The 22,208-nt window shown below is 64.8% G+C and carries 17 protein-coding genes; 12 read left to right on the top strand and 5 right to left on the bottom strand.

Going from position 1 to position 22,208, the window contains the following annotated elements:
- Positions 1–161 precede the first annotated feature (161 nt).
- The 12 genes from X268_RS08275 (at position 162) to X268_RS08220 (ending at position 13,911) form a co-directional block, all read left to right on the top strand.
- Positions 162–1,760 carry an ABC transporter substrate-binding protein gene (locus tag X268_RS08275; protein WP_128924472.1) on the top strand — a complete coding sequence of 533 codons (1,599 nt, stop codon included), beginning with the start codon at positions 162–164 and terminating at the stop codon, positions 1,758–1,760.
- A 117-nt stretch (positions 1,761–1,877) separates the two neighbouring features.
- Positions 1,878–2,858 carry an ABC transporter permease gene (locus tag X268_RS08270; RefSeq protein WP_128924471.1) on the top strand — a complete coding sequence of 327 codons (981 nt, stop codon included), beginning with the start codon at positions 1,878–1,880 and terminating at the stop codon, positions 2,856–2,858.
- Between the two features lies 1 nt (position 2,859).
- Positions 2,860–3,822 (top strand): ABC transporter permease, encoded by a 963-nt coding sequence (locus tag X268_RS08265; protein ID WP_128924470.1) that lies wholly within the window; start codon positions 2,860–2,862, stop codon positions 3,820–3,822.
- Between the two features lie 13 nt (positions 3,823–3,835).
- The gene (locus X268_RS08260) at positions 3,836–4,822 is read left to right on the top strand and encodes an ABC transporter ATP-binding protein (RefSeq protein ID WP_128924469.1); all 987 of its coding nucleotides are present in this window, start codon (positions 3,836–3,838) and stop codon (positions 4,820–4,822) included.
- Complete coding sequence (locus X268_RS08255; RefSeq protein WP_128924468.1) at positions 4,819–5,808, top strand: ABC transporter ATP-binding protein; 990 nt, start codon at positions 4,819–4,821, stop codon at positions 5,806–5,808. Before X268_RS08260 ends, X268_RS08255 begins: the two co-directional genes overlap by 4 nt.
- An 81-nt stretch (positions 5,809–5,889) precedes the next feature.
- Entirely contained in the window at positions 5,890–7,695 is a 1,806-nt protein-coding gene (locus tag X268_RS08250) for a gamma-glutamyltransferase family protein (protein WP_128924467.1), read from the top strand.
- 10 nt (positions 7,696–7,705) lie between these two features.
- Entirely contained in the window at positions 7,706–8,416 is a 711-nt protein-coding gene (locus tag X268_RS08245) for a DUF1028 domain-containing protein (RefSeq protein WP_128924466.1), read from the top strand.
- On the top strand, positions 8,413–9,402 hold the full coding sequence (locus X268_RS08240; RefSeq protein WP_128924465.1) for an ABC transporter ATP-binding protein: 990 nt from the start codon (positions 8,413–8,415) through the stop codon (positions 9,400–9,402). The genes X268_RS08245 and X268_RS08240 overlap by 4 nt, the downstream gene beginning before the upstream one ends.
- The gene (locus X268_RS08235) at positions 9,402–10,508 is read left to right on the top strand and encodes an ABC transporter ATP-binding protein (protein WP_164937611.1); all 1,107 of its coding nucleotides are present in this window, start codon (positions 9,402–9,404) and stop codon (positions 10,506–10,508) included. Before X268_RS08240 ends, X268_RS08235 begins: the two co-directional genes overlap by 1 nt.
- 17 nt (positions 10,509–10,525) lie before the next feature.
- Positions 10,526–12,049 (top strand): ABC transporter substrate-binding protein, encoded by a 1,524-nt coding sequence (locus X268_RS08230; protein ID WP_128924463.1) that lies wholly within the window; start codon positions 10,526–10,528, stop codon positions 12,047–12,049.
- A gap of 31 nt (positions 12,050–12,080) precedes the next feature.
- On the top strand, positions 12,081–13,022 hold the full coding sequence (locus tag X268_RS08225; RefSeq protein ID WP_128924462.1) for an ABC transporter permease: 942 nt from the start codon (positions 12,081–12,083) through the stop codon (positions 13,020–13,022).
- Between the two features lie 4 nt (positions 13,023–13,026).
- Positions 13,027–13,911, top strand: coding sequence for an ABC transporter permease (locus X268_RS08220; protein WP_128924461.1), 885 nt, complete (start codon positions 13,027–13,029; stop codon positions 13,909–13,911).
- Positions 13,912–13,974: 63 nt separating this feature from the next.
- Here the strand turns inward: X268_RS08220 and cnbZ are convergent, their stop codons facing one another.
- The 5 genes from cnbZ to X268_RS08195 all read right to left on the bottom strand — a co-directional run bounded on the left by cnbZ (position 13,975) and on the right by X268_RS08195 (position 22,197).
- On the bottom strand, positions 13,975–14,718 hold the full coding sequence (gene cnbZ, locus X268_RS08215) for a 2-amino-5-chloromuconate deaminase CnbZ (RefSeq protein WP_128924460.1): 744 nt from the start codon (positions 14,716–14,718) through the stop codon (positions 13,975–13,977).
- 9 nt (positions 14,719–14,727) lie between these two features.
- Entirely contained in the window at positions 14,728–15,978 is a 1,251-nt protein-coding gene (locus tag X268_RS08210; protein ID WP_128924459.1) for an adenylate/guanylate cyclase domain-containing protein, read from the bottom strand.
- Positions 15,975–16,364 (bottom strand): response regulator, encoded by a 390-nt coding sequence (locus tag X268_RS08205; protein WP_097659480.1) that lies wholly within the window; start codon positions 16,362–16,364, stop codon positions 15,975–15,977. The genes X268_RS08210 and X268_RS08205 overlap by 4 nt, the downstream gene beginning before the upstream one ends.
- The gene (locus tag X268_RS08200) at positions 16,361–18,943 is read right to left on the bottom strand and encodes a sensor histidine kinase (protein ID WP_128924458.1); all 2,583 of its coding nucleotides are present in this window, start codon (positions 18,941–18,943) and stop codon (positions 16,361–16,363) included. The genes X268_RS08205 and X268_RS08200 overlap by 4 nt, the downstream gene beginning before the upstream one ends.
- Before the next feature lie 158 nt (positions 18,944–19,101).
- Positions 19,102–22,197, bottom strand: a complete 3,096-nt coding sequence (locus X268_RS08195; RefSeq protein WP_128924457.1) for a MexW/MexI family multidrug efflux RND transporter permease subunit — start codon at positions 22,195–22,197, stop codon at positions 19,102–19,104.
- Positions 22,198–22,208 lie beyond the last annotated feature (11 nt).

The raw sequence follows: 22,208 nt of genomic DNA, 5'->3' as shown, positions 1-22,208 counted from the left end.
CACCCCCAAATTGCTGGTCAGCATTGCTGCACAGCGGCGCAACTTGGCGCGTTCCTTGCTGGAATGGCGCTTGCACGGGTCGAGAACTCTGGGCAACATGGATCGATCGGCCCCGCCGAACAATCAAAAATGACGGTCGGGGCGAGTGGAGAGGGTCAAGAATGTCAGTCGGACGAAGTCTGTTTGCGGCGACGCTCGCCGGTGCGCTTGCGTTGGCGGTCTCGCCGGCGTCCAGTCAGACGCTGCGCTATGCCAACCAGGGTGAGCTCAAATCGCTCGATCCCTACACGCTGAACGAGTCGACCACCAGTGCACATCTCGGCCATGTCTATGAAGGCTTGGTCGCCCGGGACAAGGATTTGAAGATCATCCCGGCACTCGCCGAAAGCTGGGAGACGCCCGAGCCGACGCGCTGGCGCTTTCACCTGCGCAAGGGTGTCAAGTTCCACAACGGTGACCCTTTCACCGCCGATGACGTGGTGTTCTCGGCCGAGCGCGTGCGAGCCAAAGGTTCGAATTTTCAGAGCCGCGTTCCCGCTGATGCAAAGGTCGTCAAGATCGACGACTACACTGTCGATTTCGTCCTGACCTCGCCCAATCCCATCCTGACGGCGTTGTGGGCGACGTGGTTCATCATGGACAAAAAATGGGCAGAGGCGAACGATGCGGTGGCACCGACCCCCGCCGCTGCGACGACCCCGAGCTATGCCTCGCTCCATGAAAACGGCACCGGCGCCTTCACCATCGAGAGCCATCAGCCCGGTGTGAAGACCGTCTTCAAGGCCAACCCGAACTGGTGGCGCAAGCCGGAGCATAATCTGAAGGAGATTGTCTTCACGCCGATCGCAAACCCGGCCACGCGTGTCGCGGCGCTGTTGTCGGGCGAGGTCGACGTGATCGAGCCGGTTCCGGTCCAGGACATCGAGCGCGTCAAAGCGAGCCCCAACGCCACCGTGCTGACCGGACCTGAACTCCGCACCATTTTCGTCGGCATGGATCAGGCGCGCGATGAACTCCTGTACTCCAACATCAAGGGCAAGAACCCGTTCAAGGACGTTCGCGTCCGCGAAGCCGTCTACCGGGCGATCGACGTCGACCTGATCAAGAATCGCGTCATGCGCGGGCTGTCCACGCCGTCCGCATTGATGGTCGCACCGGAGATCTTTCCCGCGAAGGGCTTCACCCGGCCGAAGTTCGACCCCGACGCCGCGAAGAAACTTCTGGCCGACGCCGGCTATGCGGACGGTTTCGAAGTGACGATGGACTGCCCGAACGACCGCTACGTCAATGACGCAGCCATCTGCCAGGCAATCGTCGGTATGCTTGCCCGCATCAACATCAAGGTGGACCTGCTGGCGCAGCCGAAGGCCCAGTATTTCGCCAAGGTGCTGAAGCCCGGCGGCTACAAAACCTCGCTGTTCATGCTGGGCTGGACCCCGGATACGCTCGACTCCCAGAACGTGCTGCACGACATCATGGGCTGCCGGGATGACCCGAAGGATCCCAACCGCGGCGAAGCCAACCTCGCCGGCTATTGCAACAAGGAGTTCGACGAGCTCGCCGACAAGGTTCTCCTCGAGTCTGATACGGCCAAGCGTGATCAACTGATCAAGCAGGCTTTCGAGGTCTCGATGAAGGATTGGGCCTATGTCCCGCTGCACCAGCAGGCGCTCGCCTGGGGCGTGTCGAAGAAAGTAAAACTGACCCAGCGCGCGGACAACCAGGTCCTGCTCTACTGGGCGACCAAGCAGGACGAGTAGGTGTCGACACGTTGTGAAGTCCCGGAAGCCATGGCTTCCGGGACTTGCTGTTTAGAAGGCTTGCCCTCCCGCGCTGACGCGATGATGCATGCCGCTGAAGAGATGTGAAAGGAACAGATGCTCGCTTTCACGCTGCGCCGGGCCATCCAGGCCATCGGCGTCATGATCGCCGTCGGAATCATCGCGTTCTCGATGTTTCGCTTCGCAGGCGATCCCGTGAACCAGATGGTCGGGATGGATACGTCGGGCGCCGAGCGCGCCGCGATCCGCAAATCGCTCGGCCTCGACGATCCCTTCATCGTGCAGTTCGGCCGTTATGTCGGCAACGCCGCGCAATTCAAGTTCGGCGTGTCTTACCAGTTCCGCCTGCCGGTCACCAACCTGCTGATGGAACGAATGCCGGCGACGCTGGAGCTCGCGATCTGCGCCACCATCTTCGCGATGGTTAGCGGCATCCTGATGGGGGTCTATTCGGCGTTGCGCCGTGACAGCTGGCTCGCACATATCTTCCAGGCCGTATCGCTGATCGGCATCTCGCTGCCGACCTTCCTGATCGGCATTCTCATGATCTACCTGTTCTCGGTGACGCTCGGCTGGCTGCCTTCGTTCGGCCGCGGCGAGGTCGTGCGCATCGGTTGGTGGACGACCGGCCTTCTGACGCTGTCGGGCCTGAAGGCGCTGATCATGCCCTCGATCACGCTCGGCCTGTTCCAGATGACGCTGATCATGCGTCTGGTCCGCGCCGAGATGCTGGAGGTGATGCGGACCGACTACATCCGCTTCGCCCGCGCCCGTGGCCTGACCACCCGCGCGATCCATTTCGGACACGCCCTGCGCAACACGCTGGTTCCCGTCATCACCGTGGCGGGCCTGCAATTTGGCTCGGTCATTGCATTCGCGATCATCACCGAAACCGTGTTCCAGTGGCCGGGCATGGGTCTCCTGTTCGTGCAGGCCGTCCAGAACGTCGATATCCCGATCATGGCGGCCTATCTGATGATGGTGTCCCTGATCTTCGTCACCATCAATCTCGTGGTTGATATCCTCTACACCATCGTCGATCCGCGGCTGCGCTCGACGGTCAGCCGGGCGCATTGAGATGAGCGAGGCCGTTGTTCCGCACAGTGCCGAGAAGCGCGCCGCTGCCGCACCCGGCTGGTTCAGGCGCGCGCTCGACAGCGACCTGTTCTATTCGTTCCGCCGCTCCAAGATCACCATGATCGCGGCGGGGGTGACGCTGCTGTTCTTTCTGCTCGCGATCTTCGCCTCGATGCTGTCGGTACAGAATCCATTCGATCCCGCGCAGCTCCAGCTGATGAATTCGCGCATCTCGCCGCTCTGGACCGCCGACGGCCAGAGCCCTTTCCTGCTCGGCACCGACGAGCAGGGCCGCGACGTGCTGTCCGCGATCCTCTACGGCCTGCGCATCTCGCTTCTCGTCGGTGTGCTCGGCGTCGTCCTGTCCGGCGCGCTCGGCATTCTGCTCGGGCTGACGGCCGGCTATTTCGGCGGCGCCGTGGACGGCCTGATCATGCGCATCGCCGACGTGCAGCTTTCTTTTCCAGCGATCCTGATCGCGCTGCTGATCAACGGCATCGCCAAATCGGTGTTTGGCAACAAGCTCGACGAGATGAGCATGCTGGCCGTCCTGGTCTTCGCGATCGGTCTGAGTTTCTGGGTGCAATACGCGCGCACGGTGCGCGGCTCGGTCCTGGTCGAGAAGAACAAGGATTATGTCGCAGCCGCGCAATTGATCGGCCTGCCTGCCCCCGTGATCATGCTGCGCCACGTGCTGCCAAACACCACGGGCCCGATCCTCGTGATCGCCACAATCAACCTCGCGCTCGCCATCATCACCGAGGCAACGCTGTCGTTCCTCGGCTCAGGCATGCCCGAGACCATGCCATCGCTCGGCACGCTGATCCGCATCGGCAACGGCTATCTTTTTGCCGGCGAATGGTGGATCGTCGCCTTCCCCGGTGTCGCGCTCGCCGTGCTGATCCTGTCGATTAACCTGCTTGGCGACTGGCTGCGCGACGCACTCAACCCGAAACTTCGATGAGTATGTTGCGTCCATGACCGAACCCGTTCTCTCAGTCCGCAACCTCCAGGTCGAGTTCGCTTCCCGCCGCGGCACGTTGCGCGCCATCGACGGCGTCTCCTTCGACATCGCCAAGGGCGAAGTGCTGGGCGTGGTCGGCGAATCCGGCGCCGGCAAATCCGTCACCGGCCTCTCCGTGATCGGCCTGATCGACCCTCCCGGCCGCATCGCCGGCGGTGAGATTCATCTTGCCGGCCTGCGCATCGACAATCTGCCGCCCGAAGATATGCGCCGCATCCGCGGAAAGCGGATCGGCATGATCTTCCAGGACCCCCTCACCTCGCTCAATCCGCTCTACCGGGTCGGCGACCAGATCATCGAGACGATCCGAACCCACCTGAACCTGTCGGAGACGGCTGCGCGCCGCCGTGCCATCGACCTGCTCGCCGAGGTCGGCATTCCCGCGCCGGACAAGCGCATCGACGGCTATCCGCACGAATTCTCCGGCGGCATGCGCCAGCGCGTCGTGATTGCGCTCGCCATCTGCGCCGAGCCCGAGCTGATCATCGCCGACGAGCCGACCACCGCGCTCGACGTCTCCGTGCAGGCGCAGATCATCTCGCTGATCAAGCGGCTCGGCCGCGACCACGGCACCGCCGTGATGCTGGTGACGCACGATATGGGCGTGATCGCGGAGACCTCGGACCGTGTCGCGGTGATGTATGCCGGCCGCGTCGCCGAGATCGGTCCGGTCCAGGATGTCGTCAGAAATCCTCTGCACCCTTACGCCAAGGGCCTGATGGGCGCGATCCCGACGCTTGCCGGCGACGACAAGCGCCTTCAGCAGATTCCCGGTTCGATGCCGCGCCTCTCGGCGATCCCACGCGGCTGTTCGTTCAATCCGCGCTGCGCGTTCGCCTTCGACCGCTGCCGGGTCGAGCGGCCGGAGCCGCTGCCGCGGGGCGCACAATCCGTCGCGTGTCATCTCTATGACAGCGTGCCGGCGGAGAGCGCGGCATGAGCGCCCCCTTCGTCCAGGCCACGAATCTCCGCCGGGTGTTCGACGTCTCGAAACCCTGGCTCAACCGTGTGCTCGAAGGCGGGCACCTCGAATATCTCAAGGCAGTCGATCACGTCACCTTCGACATCAGGAAGGGTGAGACGTTTGCGCTGGTCGGCGAGTCCGGCTCGGGCAAGACCACGGTGGCGCGGATGGTCGTCGGCCTGTTGCCGCCGAGCTCCGGCGACGTGCTGATCGACGGCGTCTCCATGACGGACCCGCGGCAGGCGCCGGCGCGGCGGAAGCTGCGCCGCCGCATCCAGATGATCTTCCAGGATCCCTATGCGAGCCTGAACCCCCGCTTCCGCGTCGATGCCATCATCTCCGAGCCGATCCGCGCCTTCGACCTGATCCAGGGCGAGCGCGACATCCAAGCCCGTGTCGGCGAGCTGCTCAGCCTCGTCGGCCTGCATCCGGACGACCGGCTGAAATTCCCGCACGAATTCTCCGGCGGCCAGCGCCAGCGCATCGCGATCGCCAGGGCGCTCGCGTCCGATGCCGAGTTCATCGTTTGCGACGAGCCGACCTCGGCGCTCGACGTCTCCGTGCAGGCGCAGATCCTCAACCTGATGCGCGACCTCCAGGACAAGTTCGGCCTGACCTACATGTTCATCAGCCACAACCTCGCCGTGGTCCGCCATATGGCGACCCGCGTCGGCGTGATGTATCTCGGCCGCATCGTCGAGATCGCGGAGGGGCGCGAGCTGTTCGCCCGTCCCCGCATGCCCTACACCAAGATGCTGCTGGGCGCCGTGCCTGATCTTGCCATAAGCGGCCGCCAGCGCATTCCGGTGAAGGGCGAGATCCCGAACCCGATCAACCCGCCCTCTGGCTGCGCCTTCAATCCGCGCTGCCCGCTGGCGTTCGATCTCTGCCGCAAGGAGACGCCGGAGCTGATCGACGGCGTCGCCTGCCACGCGGTTAACACCGCGCCGGTCCCGGCGTGACGCCCGCGTGCCATGCAGCCTGCGCATTTGGCGGCGGCTTGCCCCTGTGATCAATTGCGCGCGCCGCAAATGAGGTAGCCCATGACCAGCAAGATCAATCCCGATCCGTTCACGACGCGCCCCGAGATCGAGGGCACGTTCGGGGTCGTCGCCACCACGCATTGGATCGCGACCGCTGTCGGCATGGCCGCCCTCGAAAAGGGCGGCAACGCCTTCGACGCCGGCGTCGCCACCGCCTTTACGCTCCAGGTGGTCGAGCCGCATCTGAACGGCCCCGGCGGCGACGTGCCCGTCATCGTGCACGACGTGAAGCGCGGCCGCACCGAGGTGATTTGCGGCCAGGGTCCGGCGCCGGCGCGCGCCACCATCGCGCACTACAAGAGCGAGGGCCTGGACATGGTGCCAGGCACCGGCCTGTTGGCGGCATGCGTCCCCGGCACCTTCGAATCCTGGATGATGCTGCTGCGCGACTACGGCACGATGCGCGTGCGCGACGTGCTCGAGCCCGCAATCTCCTATGCGCGCGACGGCTATCCGCTGGTCGAGCGCGCCTGCGCCACGATCCAGACCGTCGAGCAGCTGTTCCGCAAGCACTGGCCGACGTCTGCCGCCGTCTACCTGCCGAACGGCGAAGTGCCGAAGCCGGGCACGCTGTTCACCAACAAGACACTGGCCGCGACCTACGCCCGCATTCTCAGCGAGGCCGAGAGCGGCGGCGGAGGCCGCGACGCCGAGATCGAGCGCGCCCGCAAGGCCTGGTCGCAAGGCTTCGTCGCCGAGGCCATCGACAAGTTCTGCCGCACCCAGGAGGTGATGGACGTTAGCGGCTCGCCGCATCGCGGGGTGCTTTCCGCCGACGACATGGCGCGCTGGCAGCCGACGATCGAGGCGCCACTCACCTACGACTATGGCCGCTACACCGTTTGCAAAGCCGGCGTCTGGAGCCAGGGACCGGTGACGCTCCAGCAGCTCGCGCTGTTGAAGGGCTTTGCGCTCGACGGCCTCGACCCGACGGGGCCCGAATTCATCCATCTCCAGATCGAATGCGCCAAGCTCGCTTTTGCCGATCGCGAAAAGTTCTACGGCGATCCCAAGTTCAGCGAGATCCCGATCGCGACGCTGCTGTCGGATGCCTACAACGACGAACGCCGCAAGCTGGTGACCGAGAAAGCTTCGCTCGACCTTCGGCCCGGCGCGGTCGAGGGTTTTGGCGGGGTGATCAAGCTGCGCCGCGCCGAAGGCCAGCGCGAGGCCGTCGGCGCTCTCGGCGCCGGCGAACCGACCGTGGGGCGCTTCGGCGAGGTGCGTGGCGACACCGTGCATTTCGACATCATCGACAAGGCCGGCAACATGGTGTCCTCGACACCGTCGGGCGGCTGGCTGCAATCCTCGCCGATCATTCCAGAGCTCGGTTTTTGCCTCGGCAGCCGTGCACAAATGTTCGATTTGGAGGAGAACCAACCGAGTTCGCTCGCGCCGGGCAAGCGGCCGCGCACGACCTTGTCGCCGACCATGGCACTGCGCGATGGCGAGCCTTATCTGGCCTGGGGCTCGCCCGGCGGCGACCAGCAGGATCAGTGGATCACGCAGTTCTTCCTGCGCCACGTCCATTGCAATCTCAACCTGCAGGAAGCGATCGACGCGCCGGCCTGGCATTCCGAGCATTTCCCGATCTCGTTCTGGCCGCGCACCGCGCGGCCCGGCGTGCTCGTGGTCGAGAACCGCGTGCCGAAGGCGACGATCGAAAATCTCCGTGATCGGGGGCATATCGTCGAGGTCGGTCCCGACTGGTCCGAAGGCCGCCTCACCGCGGCCTCTCGCACGGGTCCGCGCCGGCGCGCCGCCGCCAATCCGCGCGGCATGCAGGGCTACGCCGCGGGACGGTGATAGGCAGCACATGACCTGGTCGATCATCGCGCGAGATCCTGCCACCGGCCAGTTCGGCATCGCGGTCGCAACCCGGTTCTTCGCCGTCGGCGCACGCGTCCCGTATATTGCGGCCGGTCTCGGCGCCATCGCGACACAAGCCTTCGTCAATCCCTATTACGGCATCGACGGGGTCAAGCTCCTGCGCGAGGGGCTGAACGCGCAGGACGTGCTCGCCGCGACGCTCGCGGCGGACGACGGACGCGAGAGCCGGCAGGTCCATATCATGGATGGGAGCGGCGCAATCGCCGCGCATACCGGACGCGACTGCGTCGACTGGTGCGGTCACATTGCCGGCAGCGGGTTTTCGATCGCCGGCAACATGCTGGCGGGCGCCGAGGTGCTCGACGAGACCGCGAAGACCTACATCGCCAGCGACAGCCTGCCCTTCCCGCGCCGCCTCCTCGCGGCGATGCGTGCAGGGGAAGCCGCCGGTGGCGACAAACGCGGCAAGCAGTCTGCCGCACTTTTGATCCACGGCGATGAGGAATGGCCGGCGCTGGATATTCGCGCCGACGACCATCCCGATCCGATCGGTGAGCTCGAACGGCTCGAGCGGGTCAGCCAGCAGCTCTGGGTGCACTTCCGCGCGTCCATGCCGACGCGGCAGAACCCTGCCGGCAACACTGATCGCGGCGTCATCGATGCCAGCATCGAAGCCGCGAGCGCAAGGCAATCATGAGCGCGCGCCCCCTCATCGAGATCACGGATCTCCGCATCCGCTTTCATGGCGACGATGGCCGCGTCACCCACGCCGTCGAAAGTGTCGATCTCAGCGTCGCCAACGGCGCGACGCTCGGCCTCGTCGGAGAATCCGGCTGCGGCAAGAGCGTGACGTCGCTGGCGATCATGGGCCTGCTGCCGAAGCAGAGCGCGGAGGTCACTGGCGCGATCCGTTTTGACGGTTTCGACCTGCTGAAGACTCCTGACCAGACGTTGCGCGACCTGCGCGGCAACCGGCTGGCGATGATCTTCCAGGAGCCGATGACTTCGCTCAATCCGAGCTTCACCATCGGCGACCAGATCATCGAGACCATCTTGCGCCATCGCGGCGGCTCGCGGAAAAGTGCGCGCGAGCGGACGATCGAGCTGCTGAGCCGGGTCCACATCCCCTCGCCCGAGCGGCGCATCGACGAATATCCGCACAAGCTCTCTGGCGGCATGCGCCAGCGCGTGATGATCGCGATGGCGCTGGCCTGCGATCCACGCCTCCTGATCGCCGACGAGCCGACCACGGCGCTCGACGTCACCCTGCAGGCGCAGATCCTGGAGCTGATGCGCGAATTGAAGGCGGCAAGCGGCGCCGCCATCATCCTGATCACCCACGACCTCGGTGTTGTCGCCGAGGTCTGCGACGAGGTCGCGGTGATGTATGCCGGCGAGATCGTCGAGCGCGCGCCGGTCGACGACTTGTTCTCGACGCCGCAGCACCCTTACACGGTCGGCCTGCTCGGCTCGATCCCCCGGCTCGACCATCGCGCCGAGCAGCTCGCAACCATCGAAGGCATGGTGCCGAACATGGCGCAGCCGCCAGCCGGCTGCCGCTTCGCCGCGCGCTGCCCCTTCGTGCTCGACGCCTGCACCAAGGCGCCGCCGCCACTCGTCGAAGTCAGCCCCAGTCATCTCTCGCGCTGCATCCGCGCGCCGCTCGAACGGCTGGTGTCGTGATGGCGTTGCTCGAGGTCAACGGCCTGGTCAAGCATTTCGTCGCCGAGCGCTCGCTGTTCGGCCGGCCGCTGGCGCACGTCAAGGCGGTCGAGGGCGTTTCCTTCTCGCTCGAAGCCGGCAAGACGCTGGCTCTGGTCGGCGAATCCGGCTGCGGCAAATCCACCGTCAGCCGCCTCGTGCTGCGGCTGATCGAGGCGGATGCGGGCACGATCCGCTTCGACGGCCGCGACCTGCTCGCGCTCGATGCCGGCGGCTTGCGCGCCTTCCGCCGCGAGGCGCAGATCATCTTTCAGGACCCCTACGCCTCGCTCAATCCGCGCATGACGGTGGGCCAGATCCTGACCGAGCCGCTGGCGCTGCACGATCTCGTGCCGCCGGCACAGCGGCGCGCGCGCGTTGCCGAGCTCTTGCGGCTGGTCGGGCTGGAGCCGCGGCTGGCGCGGCGCTATCCGCACGAATTCTCCGGCGGCCAGCGCCAGCGCATCGCCATCGCCCGTGCGCTCGCGGTCGAGCCGAAGCTGATCATCTGCGACGAGCCGGTCTCGGCGCTCGACGTCTCGATCCGCTCGCAGATCCTGAACCTGCTGCGCGAGCTGCAGGATCGGCTCCGCCTCGCCTATATCTTCGTCTCGCACGACCTCGCCGTGGTCAAGCACATCGCCGACCACGTCGCGGTGATGAATCTCGGCCAGATCGTCGAGACCGCGGAGGCCGACGCGTTGTTCGCCGCGCCGCGTCATCCCTATAGCCGCGCATTGTTGTCCGCGATCCCCGTGCCCAAACCGCGGGCAAAGAGCAGCCGGATTGTGCTGCAGGGAGAGATCCCCAGCGCCCTCAATCCGCCGCCGGGATGCCGCTTTCACACCCGCTGCCCCTATGTGGTCGACCGCTGCCGCAGCGAAATGCCCCGGCTCGTGGCGGATGGCATCGGACATGCAACGGCCTGCCACCGAACGTCCGAGCTGCCGTCCTCGGCGGCGATCGTTCCCATGGATGGCGGCTTCTCGCCAGTCCTGGAAAAATTGGTCGCGGCCTTCAGCGGCGGGCCGGAAGCAGCACGCGGCGGCGGGGGTAGTTCAGTTGGGACGCCTCCCGCAAAAAGGTAGAACAGAGGTTGAGAGCGATGAGCTTTATGCGTTTGACAATCCTGGCGTCGGCCCTGCTGGCGTCGCTCGTCGGCACGGCGCAAAGCCAAGCCCAGGCCGAGACCACGCTTCGCATCGGGATCGCCGAAGATCCTGATATTCTCGATCCCAGCATCGGCCGCACCTATGTCGGCCGCATCGTGTTCTCCGCCTTCTGCGACAAGCTGTTCGACATCGACGAGAAGCTCAACATCGTGCCGCAGCTGGCGCTGTCCCACGAAACCTCGGCCGACGGCAAGGAGATGACGATCAAGCTCCGGCCGGGCGTCAAATTCCACGACGGCGAGCCGCTGGACGCGGAGGCGGCAAAATTCTCGATCGAGCGTCACATGACGCTGCCGACTTCGTTCCGGAAATCCGAGCTTGCCAGCGTCGACCACGTCGAGGTGGTCGATCCCCTTACCATCAAGCTGGTGCTGAAGACGCCCTACTCGCCGCTGATCGCCCAGCTCACCGACCGCTCCGGCATGATGGTGTCGCCGAAGGCGGCGAAGGAAGCCGGCGACAAGTTCGGCCTGCATCCGGTCTGCGCCGGCCCCTACAAGTTCCTCGAGCGCGTCCAGCAGGACCGGATGGTGTTCGAGAAGTTCGCCGACTACTGGAACAAGGACAACGTTCACATCGACCGCGTCGTGTTCTTGCCGATCATCGATTCGACCGTGCGGCTCGCCAATTTGAAATCCGGCGCGCTCGACCTGATCGAACGCGTGCTCGCGACGGACATCAAGGATGTCCGCGCCGATCCCAAGCTGGTGCTGACGACGGCCCCCGAGCTCGGCTATCAAGGCCTGACCATCAACATCGCCAACGACAAGGCCAAGGGGCCGCTCAGCCAGTCGGCGAAGGTGCGCCAGGCGCTCAGCCTGTCGATCGATCGTGAGGCCATCAACCAGGTGGTCTTCAACGGCGAGTTCACGGCGGGCAATCAGTGGGTCAGCCCGACGCACCCCTATTACCAGAAGGCGTTTCCCATTCCGGGCCGCGACATCGCCAAGGCCAAAGCGCTGTTGAAGGAAGCAGGCGTCAGCCTCCCCGTCACCGTCGACTACATGGTCCCCAAGGGGACCGAATACGAGGCCGTCGCCCAGGTGGTGCAGTCCATGGCCGCCGAAGCCGGCTTCGACATCAGGATCCGCGCCGTCGAATTCGCGACCACCTTCAAACAGGCCCAGGCCGGCGAATTCCAGGTGTTCCAGATCAACTGGAGCGGCCGCATCGATCCCGACGGCAATTCCTACATCTTCATGCGCAGCAAAGCGCCGCAGAACGATGGAGGCTATTCCAACCCCGAGGCCGACAAGCTGCTGGAAGAGGGCCGGGCCACATCCAACGTCGACGAGCGCAAGGCGATCTATGCCAAGCTGACCAAGGTCCTGCTCGACGATCTGCCGATCATCTACATCTATCACCGTACGCTGCTGATCGCGCACACGAAGAAGCTCGAAGGCTACCGGCAGATGCCCGACGGGCTGGTACGCGTGGTCGGGCTGAAGTTCAAGTGATCGTCACAGCCCCCACGACGCGATCGGCCTCATGCTGAACTTCCTGGCCCGCCGCATCGCGCAGATCGTACCGACACTGTTCTTCGTGTCGGTGTTGATCTTCTCGTTGCAACAATTGCTGCCGGGCGATCCTGCCCTGGTGATGGCCGGCGAGGAGCGCGACCCCGCCGTGATCGAGCAGATTCGCCAGCAGTACAAGCTCGATCAGCCGATTCCCGTGCAATACGTCTATTGGCTCAGGGGCGTGCTGACAGGCAATTTCGGCGAGTCCCTGCGCAACAAGATGCCGGTGCGCGAGCTGATCGCGCAGAAGCTGCCGGTGACGCTGCAGCTCGGCTCGATGGCGATCCTGATCGCGTTCTTCATCGGCATTCCCGCCGGCATCGTCTCGGCCGTCAAGAAGGGCACGGTCTGGGACTACGGCGCCAATCTGTTCGCTTTGTGGGGCATCTCGACACCGAATTTCTGGCTTGGAATCCTGTTGATCTTCCTGTTCTCGATCGAGCTCGGCTGGCTTCCGGCCTCGGGCTACGTGCCGCTCACCGAGAACTGGCGCGCCAGTCTCGCAGCAACCATCATGCCGGCCTTCGTGCTCGGCAACGCAATCTCCGCGGTGCTGATGCGGCATACCCGCAGCGCCATGCTCCAGGTGCTGGAAAGCGACTATGTTCGCACCGCGCGCGCCAAAGGCCTGTCGGAGCGCTCCGTCATTCTCAAGCACGCCATGCGCAATGCCCTGACGCCCGTCATCACCCTCGGCGCGCTCGAGCTCGGCACGCTGCTCTCGGGCGCGGTCCTGACCGAGCAGATCTTCTCGATTCCCGGCTTCGGCAAGCTGATCGTGGATGCCGTCTTCAACCGCGATTATGCCGTGGTGCAGGGCGTCGTGCTGGTGACGGCCACGGTCTACATCACGCTGAATCTCGTCGCCGACATCGCCTATATCCTCGTCAACCCGCGGCTTCGGGGCTAGATCCATGACCGACGCCGCGCTGCCGAGCCCTCTCACGCACGCCGACGAGCTGGACAGCCCGGCCCGCCGCGCACGTCGCCGGCTGTTCAAGCGCAAGGCGGCGGTGTTCGGGCTCGTCGTGCTCACGATGTTCATCGTGCTTGCCGCGCTGGCCCCGCTGATCGTGCCCTATGATCCCATCGCGACGAGCTGGAGCCTGGTGCGCAAGCCGCCGACCGCGGCGCACTGGTTCGGCACCGACGAGCTCGGCCGCGATATCCTGAGCCGCGTCGTCTACGGTGCGCGGGCCTCCCTGCTCGCAGGCCTCATCTCGGTTGCGATCGCACTCGGCATCGGCGTGCCGCTCGGTCTCCTCGCCGGTTATCGCGGCGGCTTCGTCGATGCGCTGATCAGCCGGATCACCGACGCGATGCTGGCGTGCCCATTCCTGATCCTGGCGATCGCGCTCGCGGCGTTCCTCGGTCCGAGCCTCGGCAATGCCATGATCGCGATCGGTATCTCGGCGACGCCGATCTTCGTCCGCCTGACCCGCGGCCAAGTGCTTGTCGTCAAGGCCGAGGACTATGTCGAGGCTGCGCGCGCGCTCGGCAATCCGCCGTGGCGGATCGCACTCTCGCATATCCTGCCGAACATCCTGCCCGCGCTGCTGGTGCAGGCGACGCTTTCGATCGCCGCCGCCATCATCGCCGAGGCCGCGCTGTCGTTCCTCGGCCTCGGCCAACAACCGCCGGCGCCGTCCTGGGGCAGCATGCTCAACGCCGCGCAGCGCTTCCTGACCCAGGCGCCGTGGATGGCGATCTGGCCGGGGCTCGCCATCTTCCTCGTGGTGCTGTCGCTGAACCTGCTCGGCGACGGCCTGCGCGATGCGCTCGACCCAAGGCAGCGCTGAAGCAGTGTCGAAGTCGCCCTTCACCTCTCCCGCAGGGAGAGGTGAAGAACGAGTGTCGACCACTCAGATCACCGCTTCCCGCATCACGCGGCGGCAATCCATCTCGTATTCGAGATCGACCACCGGCGGCCGGGCGAAATGCCAGGTCAGGCCGGAGCGCAACGCGCCGGGGCGGACCAGTTCGTCGGCGAGCGCGTGGTGGAAGTCGTGCACGGAATAGGCCTGCACGCCTGTCGTGTCCTTCCAGCCGAAGCCCAGCGCCGCCATCCGGTGCTCCATCTGCGAGGTGGTGAAGCGCACTTTCTCCCGCAGCCCCTCCGGACTGAGATCACGATAACGCACGGTGCGCTCGACATAGGTCCCGTCGCCTTCGCGCGCCTCGGCGCCGCCGGCGATCACGAAAGACGTGGCTTTGGACCGGGTCGGACGGGTGAAGGAGAACGCATAGAACGATGGCTCGGACGGCGGATCGATCTCGGGACAGACATTGCTGCGAGCCACCGGATTGGTGGTACCGTCGAAGATGCCCCATTCCGACAGCGTCTTCACATAGTGCAGGTTGAACGCGCGAAAGCCTTCCTCGCTGAAGGCTGCTGGTGAACGCAGTTCGCAGGCGCAGAAGGCAGTCAGCGGGCGACCTGCCTCCTGAATGAACTTTGCAGCCAGCGCAAACCCCTCCGCGAGCGGCACCAGCCGGTCGAAGCGGACGCGTTCGATCTCGTAGCCGTCATCCGCGGCAGCCCCCGCTGAATATTGAAACACGGACGGAATGAAGCGGTAGTTGCCGGCAGAGAACTCGCGCGTCATGACGAACTCCTATTCAAGCTGCATGCGAATGCCTTTGGCACCGTTGAGCAGACGCTTCAGGTGAAAGCCGGCCAGGGAATCGTCGGCGTGCATGCCGACCAGCGCGGCGAAGGCCGGCATGGCCGCGGCATCGCCGGCCTCCATCTTGGCGAAGGCCTCGGAATATTGTGCCGTCGCCGGTGCTTCGAATTTCGCCTGCGGCAGCGGTTCGTACGCACGTAGCGGCTCGCTGCGCCCACGCAGCATCAGATCGCCCACGGGACGGCCATGGAAGTTTGCGGCCCCCTTGGCCACACTGGCACTGACGCAGATGCGTGTACCCAGATGCTTGTTGGCGGCCTCCAGCCGCGCCGCAATATTGATGGTGTCGCCATAGGCCGTGTAGTCGAAGAAACGGTTGCCGCCGAAATTGCCGACCAGCGCCGGGCCGGCATGGGCGCCGATGCGGGTGGTCCCGAAATTCACGCCTCTTGCCTTCCAGCGCAAGGAAAAGTCCTCCGCCCAGGCGTCGAGATCATGGGCACAGGCGACCGCACGCGTGGCATAGTCCGGCTGGTCGCCGGGAGCATTGAACAGCACCTGAATCGCATCGCCGATGATCTTGGCGACCGTCCCTTCGTGCGCGAACACGATCTCGGTCATTCCACCGACATATTCGTTGAGGAGCTCGCCCAGCGTCTGCGGGGGCGCGGTCTCGACCAGCGAGGTGAAGCCGGTGATGTCGGTGAAGAGGGTGGCGACATCGCGCCACTGCACCTCCATGCCGTCGCCGTCGACATCCGCCGCCAGCCGCCTTGCGATCTCGGGCGAGAAGAAGCGCGACAGCGCGGCGTGGGCGCGCTCGGCTTCCGCCTGGCGCCGCCGCACCTCGCGCAGCATCTCGACATGGCGGATGGTCTTCTGGATCGTCGTTTCCAGATCGGCGAAGTCGATCGGCTTGGTCAGGAAGTCGAATGCGCCGCGGTTCATGGCGGTGCGGATATTGCTCATGTCGCCATAGGCGGAGACGATGATGGTCGACTTCTTGTCCTCGGCCTCCTGCAGCCTGGCGAGCAGCGACAGGCCGTCCATCCTGGGCATGTTGATGTCGGAGATGACCATGTCGACCTGCGGATTCTGCTCGAGCGAGGCCAGCGCCTCGATGCCGTCGCGCGCGAACATGATCGTGACCTCTCCGTCACGAATCTGCCTGCGGAACTTTTGCAGGACCAGCGCCTCGAGATCCGGCTCGTCGTCGACGAAGAGGATGGTCGCGCTCATGCGGCTTGCTCGAGCCTCGTGTCGATTTCCTGCCGCAGCAGCGCAAAATCGATCGGCTTGGTCAGGAGCCCGACGGCGCCGCGCTCGATCGCCTTGCGGCGCGTCTCGGCGTCGCCATAGGCCGTGATCATGATGACGGGGACGTCCGGATGAGCGGCGCGCACCTTCGGCAGCATGTCGAGCCCGCTCATGCCGGGCATGTTGATGTCGGACAGGATCAGGATCAACGAGGGGTCGCGGACCTCTGCGGCGCGCTTGAGCGCATCGGGCGCAGACGCGGCGAACTCCATCTGGAAGCGGCCGGCGCGCAGCTCGCGCCGGAATTGCTGGCGGAACAGTGCCTCGACGTCAGGCTCGTCGTCGACGACCAGGATGTAAACGTTCAAGTCTTGCCTCCGGAAGTGCCAGTCGCTGCCATCGTCCGCGGCAGCGTGATGATGAATTCGGTGAATACACCGGGCTCTGTGTTCACGTCGATGGTGCCGCCATGCTGTTTCACGACGATGTCATGGCTCATGGACAGGCCGAGCCCGGTGCCTTCGCCGGCCGGCTTGGTGGTGAAGAAGGGATTGAACATCCTCTGCTTCACCTCGGCCGGAATCCCCGTGCCATTGTCGCGGATCCGAATTTCCACCCTGCCGCCGAGGTCCTTGGTTGCCGCACTCAAGGTAGGCTCGAACGCCTCCCCCGCGCTCTCCTTGCGTTTGGCGGTGGCATAGAAGCCGTTCGAGATCAGGTTGAGGAAGACGCGCGTGATCTCCTGCGGATAGATGTCAACCATGCCGGCAGCCGGATCGAGCGCGCGCTGGAGCGTGACGTTGAAGGAGGGCCGTTCGGCGCGCGCGCCGTGATAAGCCAGATTGAGGCTTTCCTCGACGACGGCATTGATGTCGACGGCGCGGTGCTCGCCGGAGCCCTCGCGCGAGTGCAACAGCATGTTCCTGACGATGGAATCGGCGCGCTTGCCGTGCTGCACGACCTTTTCGAGGTTGCCCTTGAGCATCTGGGTGAGCTCGTCGACCTCTTCCTTGGTCTTGCCGTCGAGGCTAGCCGCCTCGAGCACCTCGTTGAGCTCGTCGATCAGCTCCGTCGACAGAGCGGAAAAATTGTTGACGAAGTTGAGCGGGTTCTTGATCTCGTGCGCGATGCCCGCAGTGAGCTGGCCGAGAGAGGCGAGCTTCTCGGTCTGGACCAGGCGGTCCTGCGCGGTGCGCAACTCGTCGAGCGATTGCGACAAATCTCTGGTGCGGTCCTGGACCTCCTCAAACAATCGGACGTTCTCGATCGCGATGAGGGCCTGGTCCGCAAAGGTCGTGGCGAGTTCGATTTGCTTTTCGCTGAACGGCCGCACCATGTGCCGCGTCAGGACGAATACGCCGATCGGCGTCCCTTCTCGAAGCAGGGGAACACCAAGCATCGTGCGTACGTTGGATCGCCTTCGCGCCGACGAGGGGGCATAGTCCGGATCGGCCTGCACATCCGGAACGTGGACGGTCTTGCCATCGAGCAGCGTGCGCCCGACCACACTTCCGTGCTCCGGCACGGAGGCGAAGGTCCGAAGCTTGCTCTCCTGCTCCGCGTCGAGCCCGCAGCTTGCCGCCAGATAGAAGGCGCCATTGCGAGGCCGAAAGATCGTTCCCTCGTCGGCGTCACACAAGCGCGCGGCTGATCCAACCAGCGTGTTCAGGACGGTCTGCAGGTCGAACGCCGAACGGCTGATGACCTTCAGCACATCGGCAGTCGCGGTCTGCTGCTGCAAGGACTCGCTCAATTCCGCAGTTCGCCGTTCGACCTTGTTTTCGAGGTCCGCATAGGATTCCTGCAGGCGGGCGCCCATGTCGTTGAACTGGTCAGCCAACCCCTCGAGCTCGTCTCCGGTCTTAATCGAGATGCGTTGCGAGAAGTCACCGCCGCCCATTCGCTCGGCACCGCTGCGCAGCGCCTGGATCGGCCCGACCATGCGGCGCGCCAGGAATATCCCCGCAAGCACCGCGAAGATCGACGCCGCGAGCAGCACGATCGCGAGTCGCTGCAGCGAGGCGTAGAGCGATGCATAGGCCTCCTCGACCGGCAGCTCGACGAACATGGTCCAGTGCAGCGGCTCGATTGGAGCCGATGCCGTCAAGACTTTCTGGCCCTGGATGTTATGCGCCTCCTCGAGCGCATCCGGCATGATGCCGCCGGCAGCCTGCGCGGCACGCACCTGCGCGAGGCCCGACATGTCGGTGTTGCGCAGCACGAGACTGATGTCGGGGTGGGCGATCAGGCGGCCCTCCGGGCCGACGACATAAGCATGTCCGCGCCGACCGACCTTGATCTGCGAGACCACGTCCCAGATCAGCTTGAGATTGACCTCGGCGATGCTGACGCCGGCGTCCTTGCGTGCGCCCGCCAATGACAGTGTCATGTAGGGTTCGGACTCCCGGCGGAAATAGACCGGGCCGTAATAGACCTTGTGCGCGACCGCCTCGGTGAACTTCGGATCACCGGACAGGTCGATCCCGCTCTCGATCGCGTCCATCGCCAGCCGCGAGACCCGCAATCGTTCCTTGCCGGTCGAATCCACCTGGGCAAGCTCGGTGATGGCTGGCACCTGCCGCAGCAGCCGCAGCGCGTCGAACCGGCGCTGCTCGATCGAACCCGCCGACCACGGCAGCTGCGTGGTCCAGCCGAGCTGGCTTTCGATCTCCTTGACGAATTGACCGATCTTGGCCGCGGCCGCCTCGGCCTGCTCGTGCTGGACCCGGATCAGCGAAGCCTTGTGTTCGCGATAATAGAAGAAGACCTCGAACAGGCCGTTGGCGAGCAGCGCAATGGCAACGACGGCCACGAACAACGCGACATATTTAGTGAACAGCCGGGTCCGGATTCCCCGCCCCGCAACCGCACCGGAGGCAGCACCGGCTGGAGCCGTGCTCGGCAACGTCCTGGCTTGCGGTGTGTCGGGGTGGAGGGAGAGGCTCATCCCCCGGAACCTAGCAAGAAGAGCGGACCTTGTCTCTCGCAGCCGCGAGAAGCCCACGGCCCGATAGCCGCGGCGCGAAATCGCCGATGCGATGGCAGAACGAAAAAGGGCGGCAACGGTCTGGCCGCTGCCGCCCTCTGGTTCGCTTGCGAGCCGCCTCAGGTCGGCCGCAGGGCCTTGGTGCCGAGATCGAGCTCGTTGACCTGCTTGTTCCGGTCGGAATCGGCCGCCGCGCGGTGGTCGGTCGCCAGTACGACGTACACCGCCGGCAGCACGAACAGCGTGAACAGCGTGCCGATCGACATGCCGGCCACAACGACCAGGCCGATCGAGAAGCGGCTGGCCGCGCCCGCGCCGGTCGCGGTCAGGAGCGGGATCAGGCCGGTCACCATCGCAGCCGTCGTCATCAGGATCGGCCGCAGGCGGATCCGGGCCGACATTTCGATGGCCGAGCGGCGGTCGAGCCGCTCGTTGACCTGAAGCTCGTTGGCGAACTCCACCATCAGGATGCCGTGCTTGGTGATCAGGCCGACCAGGGTCAGAAGACCGACCTGCGTGTAGATGTTCATGGTGGCGACGCCGAAGAACAGCGGGATCAGCGCGCCGACGATCGCCATCGGCACCGAGATCATGATTACCAGCGGATCGCGCAAGCTCTCGAACTGCGCCGCCAGCACCAGGAAGATGATGATCAGCGCGAAGCCGAAGGTGATCGCGAGCTGGTTGCCTTCCTGAACATATTGCCGGCTGTCCGCCAGATAATCGTGGCTGAAGCCCTGCGGCAGCTTCTTGGCCTCGCCTTCGAGGAAGTCGACCGCCGCGCCGACGGTCACGCCGGGCATCGGCACCGCCGAGAACGTCGCGGAATTGAGCTGATTATAATGCGTCAGCGAATTCGGATCGGTCCTGGTTTCGATCGACACCACCGTCGACAGCGGAAGCTGCTGGCCGGTGTTGGTCGTCACGTAGTAACCGCCGAGCGATTCCGGCGACAGCCGCTTAGCGCGCGGCACCTGCGGAATCACCTGGTAGGAGCGCCCCTCCAAATTGAAGCGGTTGATGTAGTTGCCGCCGAGCAAGACCGCGAGCGTGGCACCGAGGTTCTGCATGTTGACGCCAAGGTCCTGCGCCTTGCTGCGGTCGATCGTCACCTTCACGTTGGGCTGGTTGTAGTTGAGGTCGCTGTCGGAGACGATGAACATGCCGCTCTTGCGCGCAGCGTCCTTCAGCTTCTCCATCTGCTCATAGACCGTCTGGAAGCCGGCGGTGGAGTTGATCACCATCTGCACCGGCAGGCCACCCGGCCCGCCCGGCAGCGGCGGCAGGTTGAACGCGAAGGCCTGCACGCCCTCGATCTTGGAGAGCTCGGCCTGCACCAGCGGCTTCAGCTGGATCGACGAGCGCTTCCGCTCCTCCCAGGGCTTGAGCAGCATGCCGGCGATGCCGCCCTGCGGGCCGTTGATGCCGTTGAGCACGAAGCGCAGATCGGTCTCGGGAAACTTTGCGAATTCCTTGTCGAGCTTTTCGCCGTAGAAATCGACATAGTCGATGTTGGCGTATTTCGGCGCCTTGGTCACCGCGAACACGATGCCCTGGTCCTCCTCGGGTGCCAGCTCCTTCGACGTATGCATGTAGAGGAAGCCGACGAGCCCGAGAATGGTTATCGCGAACAGGCCGGTGATCGCCTTGTAGTCGAGCGAGCGGTCGAGCCTGCGGCCATACCAGCGCGTGAGCGCGCCGAACACCCGGTTGACGAGCTTGGCGAAGCGGCCCTCTTCGGTGTTCTTCAGCAGCACCGAGCACATCATCGGCGACAAGGTCAGCGCGATCACGCCCGACACGATCACCGAGCCCGCCAGCGTGAAGGCGAATTCGCGGAACAGCGAACCGGTCAGGCCGCCAAGAAAGCCGATCGGCGCGTACACCGCCGCGAGCGTGATGGTCATCGAGATGACCGGACCCACGATTTCACGCGCGCCTTGCAGTGCCGCCTGGACCGGCGTCTTGCCCTCCTCCAGATGGCGATGGATGTTCTCCACCACGACGATGGCGTCGTCGACCACGAGGCCGATCGCCAGCACCATCGCGAGCAGGGTCAAAAGGTTGAAGCTGAAGCCCAGCGCCAGCATCAGGGTGCAGACGCCGATCATCGACAAGGGAATCGTGACGACCGGAATGATGACCGAGCGCAGCGAGGCCAGGAACAGGAAGATGACCACGATCACGATGATCACGGCTTCGCCCAGCGTCTTCTCCACCTCGTCGATCGAGGATTGGATGAACTTGGTCGAGTCGTAGGCGACCTTCATCTTCATCGACGGCGGCAGATTGCGCTCGAGCTCGGGGAACAATGCGCGCACGCCCTTGACAAGTGTCAGCGGGTTGCCTTGCGGCGTCGCCTGCACACCGATGAAGATCGCGTGCTCGCCGTTGAAGGCGACGCTCGCATCCGTGCTCTGGGCGGCAAGCTCGACGGTGGCGATGTCCTCCATCCGCACGAAGCCGCCGTCCTTGGCCTTGACGATCATCTTCTTGAACTGGTTGACGTCGGTCAGGCCCGTATTCGTCGAGACGTTCGAGACGATCAGATAGCCCTTGGTCTGGCCCGCCGCGGACTGGAAATTGTTGGCGGTGATCGCCGCGGCGACGTCACCCGGCGAGACGTTGCGGCCGGCCATCTTCTCCGGATCGAGCCACAGCCGCATCGCGAAAGTCTGCCCGCCGAGGATGTCGGCGGAAGCCACGCCATCGACGGTCGACAGCACCGGCTGCACCACGCGCGTCAGATAATCCGAGATCGCCGAGCCCGAGAGCTCCTCGGACGAGAAGCCGAGATACATCACGGCCGTGGTCTGGCCGGTGGTCTTGGTGACGATCGGGTCGTTGGATTCCTTCGGGATCAGGTATTTGACCGAATTGGTCTTCGCCAGCACCTCGGTCAGCGCCTGGTTCGGATCGAAATTCAGCTTGATGTAGACCTGGATCGTCGAGGTCCCGAGCACCGAGGACGAGGTGATGTAGTCGACGCCCTCGGCGGAGGCGACCGCCTGCTCTATCGGCGTCGTAATGAAGCCCTGGATCAGGTCCGCGGACGCACCGGGATAGACGGTCGTGATGTTGATGACCGTATTTGACAGCTTGGGATATTGCCGGATCGGCAGCACCATCGCCGCGCGCAGGCCGATCAGCAGGATCAACAGGCTGACGACGACCGACAGGACCGGGCGTTTGATGAAGATGTCGGTAAAGCGCATCGCGGCGATCT

Source organism: Bradyrhizobium guangxiense (assembly GCF_004114915.1).
Lineage (GTDB): Bacteria > Pseudomonadota > Alphaproteobacteria > Rhizobiales > Xanthobacteraceae > Bradyrhizobium > Bradyrhizobium guangxiense.
Note: the sequence above shows the minus strand (reverse complement) of the source record. Positions and strands in the feature narration are given on the sequence as shown.

Bases quoted from the DNA above. Each gene is read 5' to 3' on its own strand.
- X268_RS08275 (WP_128924472.1), top strand. From the start codon at position 162: ATGTCAGTCGGACGAAGTCTGTTTGCGGCGACGCTCGCCGGTGCGCTT.
- X268_RS08270 (WP_128924471.1), top strand. From the start codon at position 1,878: ATGCTCGCTTTCACGCTGCGCCGGGCCATCCAGGCCATCGGCGTCATG.
- X268_RS08265 (WP_128924470.1), top strand. From the start codon at position 2,860: ATGAGCGAGGCCGTTGTTCCGCACAGTGCCGAGAAGCGCGCCGCTGCC.
- X268_RS08260 (WP_128924469.1), top strand. From the start codon at position 3,836: ATGACCGAACCCGTTCTCTCAGTCCGCAACCTCCAGGTCGAGTTCGCT.
- X268_RS08255 (WP_128924468.1), top strand. From the start codon at position 4,819: ATGAGCGCCCCCTTCGTCCAGGCCACGAATCTCCGCCGGGTGTTCGAC.
- X268_RS08250 (WP_128924467.1), top strand. From the start codon at position 5,890: ATGACCAGCAAGATCAATCCCGATCCGTTCACGACGCGCCCCGAGATC.
- X268_RS08245 (WP_128924466.1), top strand. From the start codon at position 7,706: ATGACCTGGTCGATCATCGCGCGAGATCCTGCCACCGGCCAGTTCGGC.
- X268_RS08240 (WP_128924465.1), top strand. From the start codon at position 8,413: ATGAGCGCGCGCCCCCTCATCGAGATCACGGATCTCCGCATCCGCTTT.
- X268_RS08235 (WP_164937611.1), top strand. From the start codon at position 9,402: ATGGCGTTGCTCGAGGTCAACGGCCTGGTCAAGCATTTCGTCGCCGAG.
- X268_RS08230 (WP_128924463.1), top strand. From the start codon at position 10,526: ATGAGCTTTATGCGTTTGACAATCCTGGCGTCGGCCCTGCTGGCGTCG.
- X268_RS08225 (WP_128924462.1), top strand. From the start codon at position 12,081: ATGCTGAACTTCCTGGCCCGCCGCATCGCGCAGATCGTACCGACACTG.
- X268_RS08220 (WP_128924461.1), top strand. From the start codon at position 13,027: ATGACCGACGCCGCGCTGCCGAGCCCTCTCACGCACGCCGACGAGCTG.
- cnbZ (WP_128924460.1), bottom strand. From the start codon at position 14,718: ATGACGCGCGAGTTCTCTGCCGGCAACTACCGCTTCATTCCGTCCGTG.
- X268_RS08210 (WP_128924459.1), bottom strand. From the start codon at position 15,978: ATGAGCGCGACCATCCTCTTCGTCGACGACGAGCCGGATCTCGAGGCG.
- X268_RS08200 (WP_128924458.1), bottom strand. From the start codon at position 18,943: ATGAGCCTCTCCCTCCACCCCGACACACCGCAAGCCAGGACGTTGCCG.
- X268_RS08195 (WP_128924457.1), bottom strand. From the start codon at position 22,197: ATGCGCTTTACCGACATCTTCATCAAACGCCCGGTCCTGTCGGTCGTC.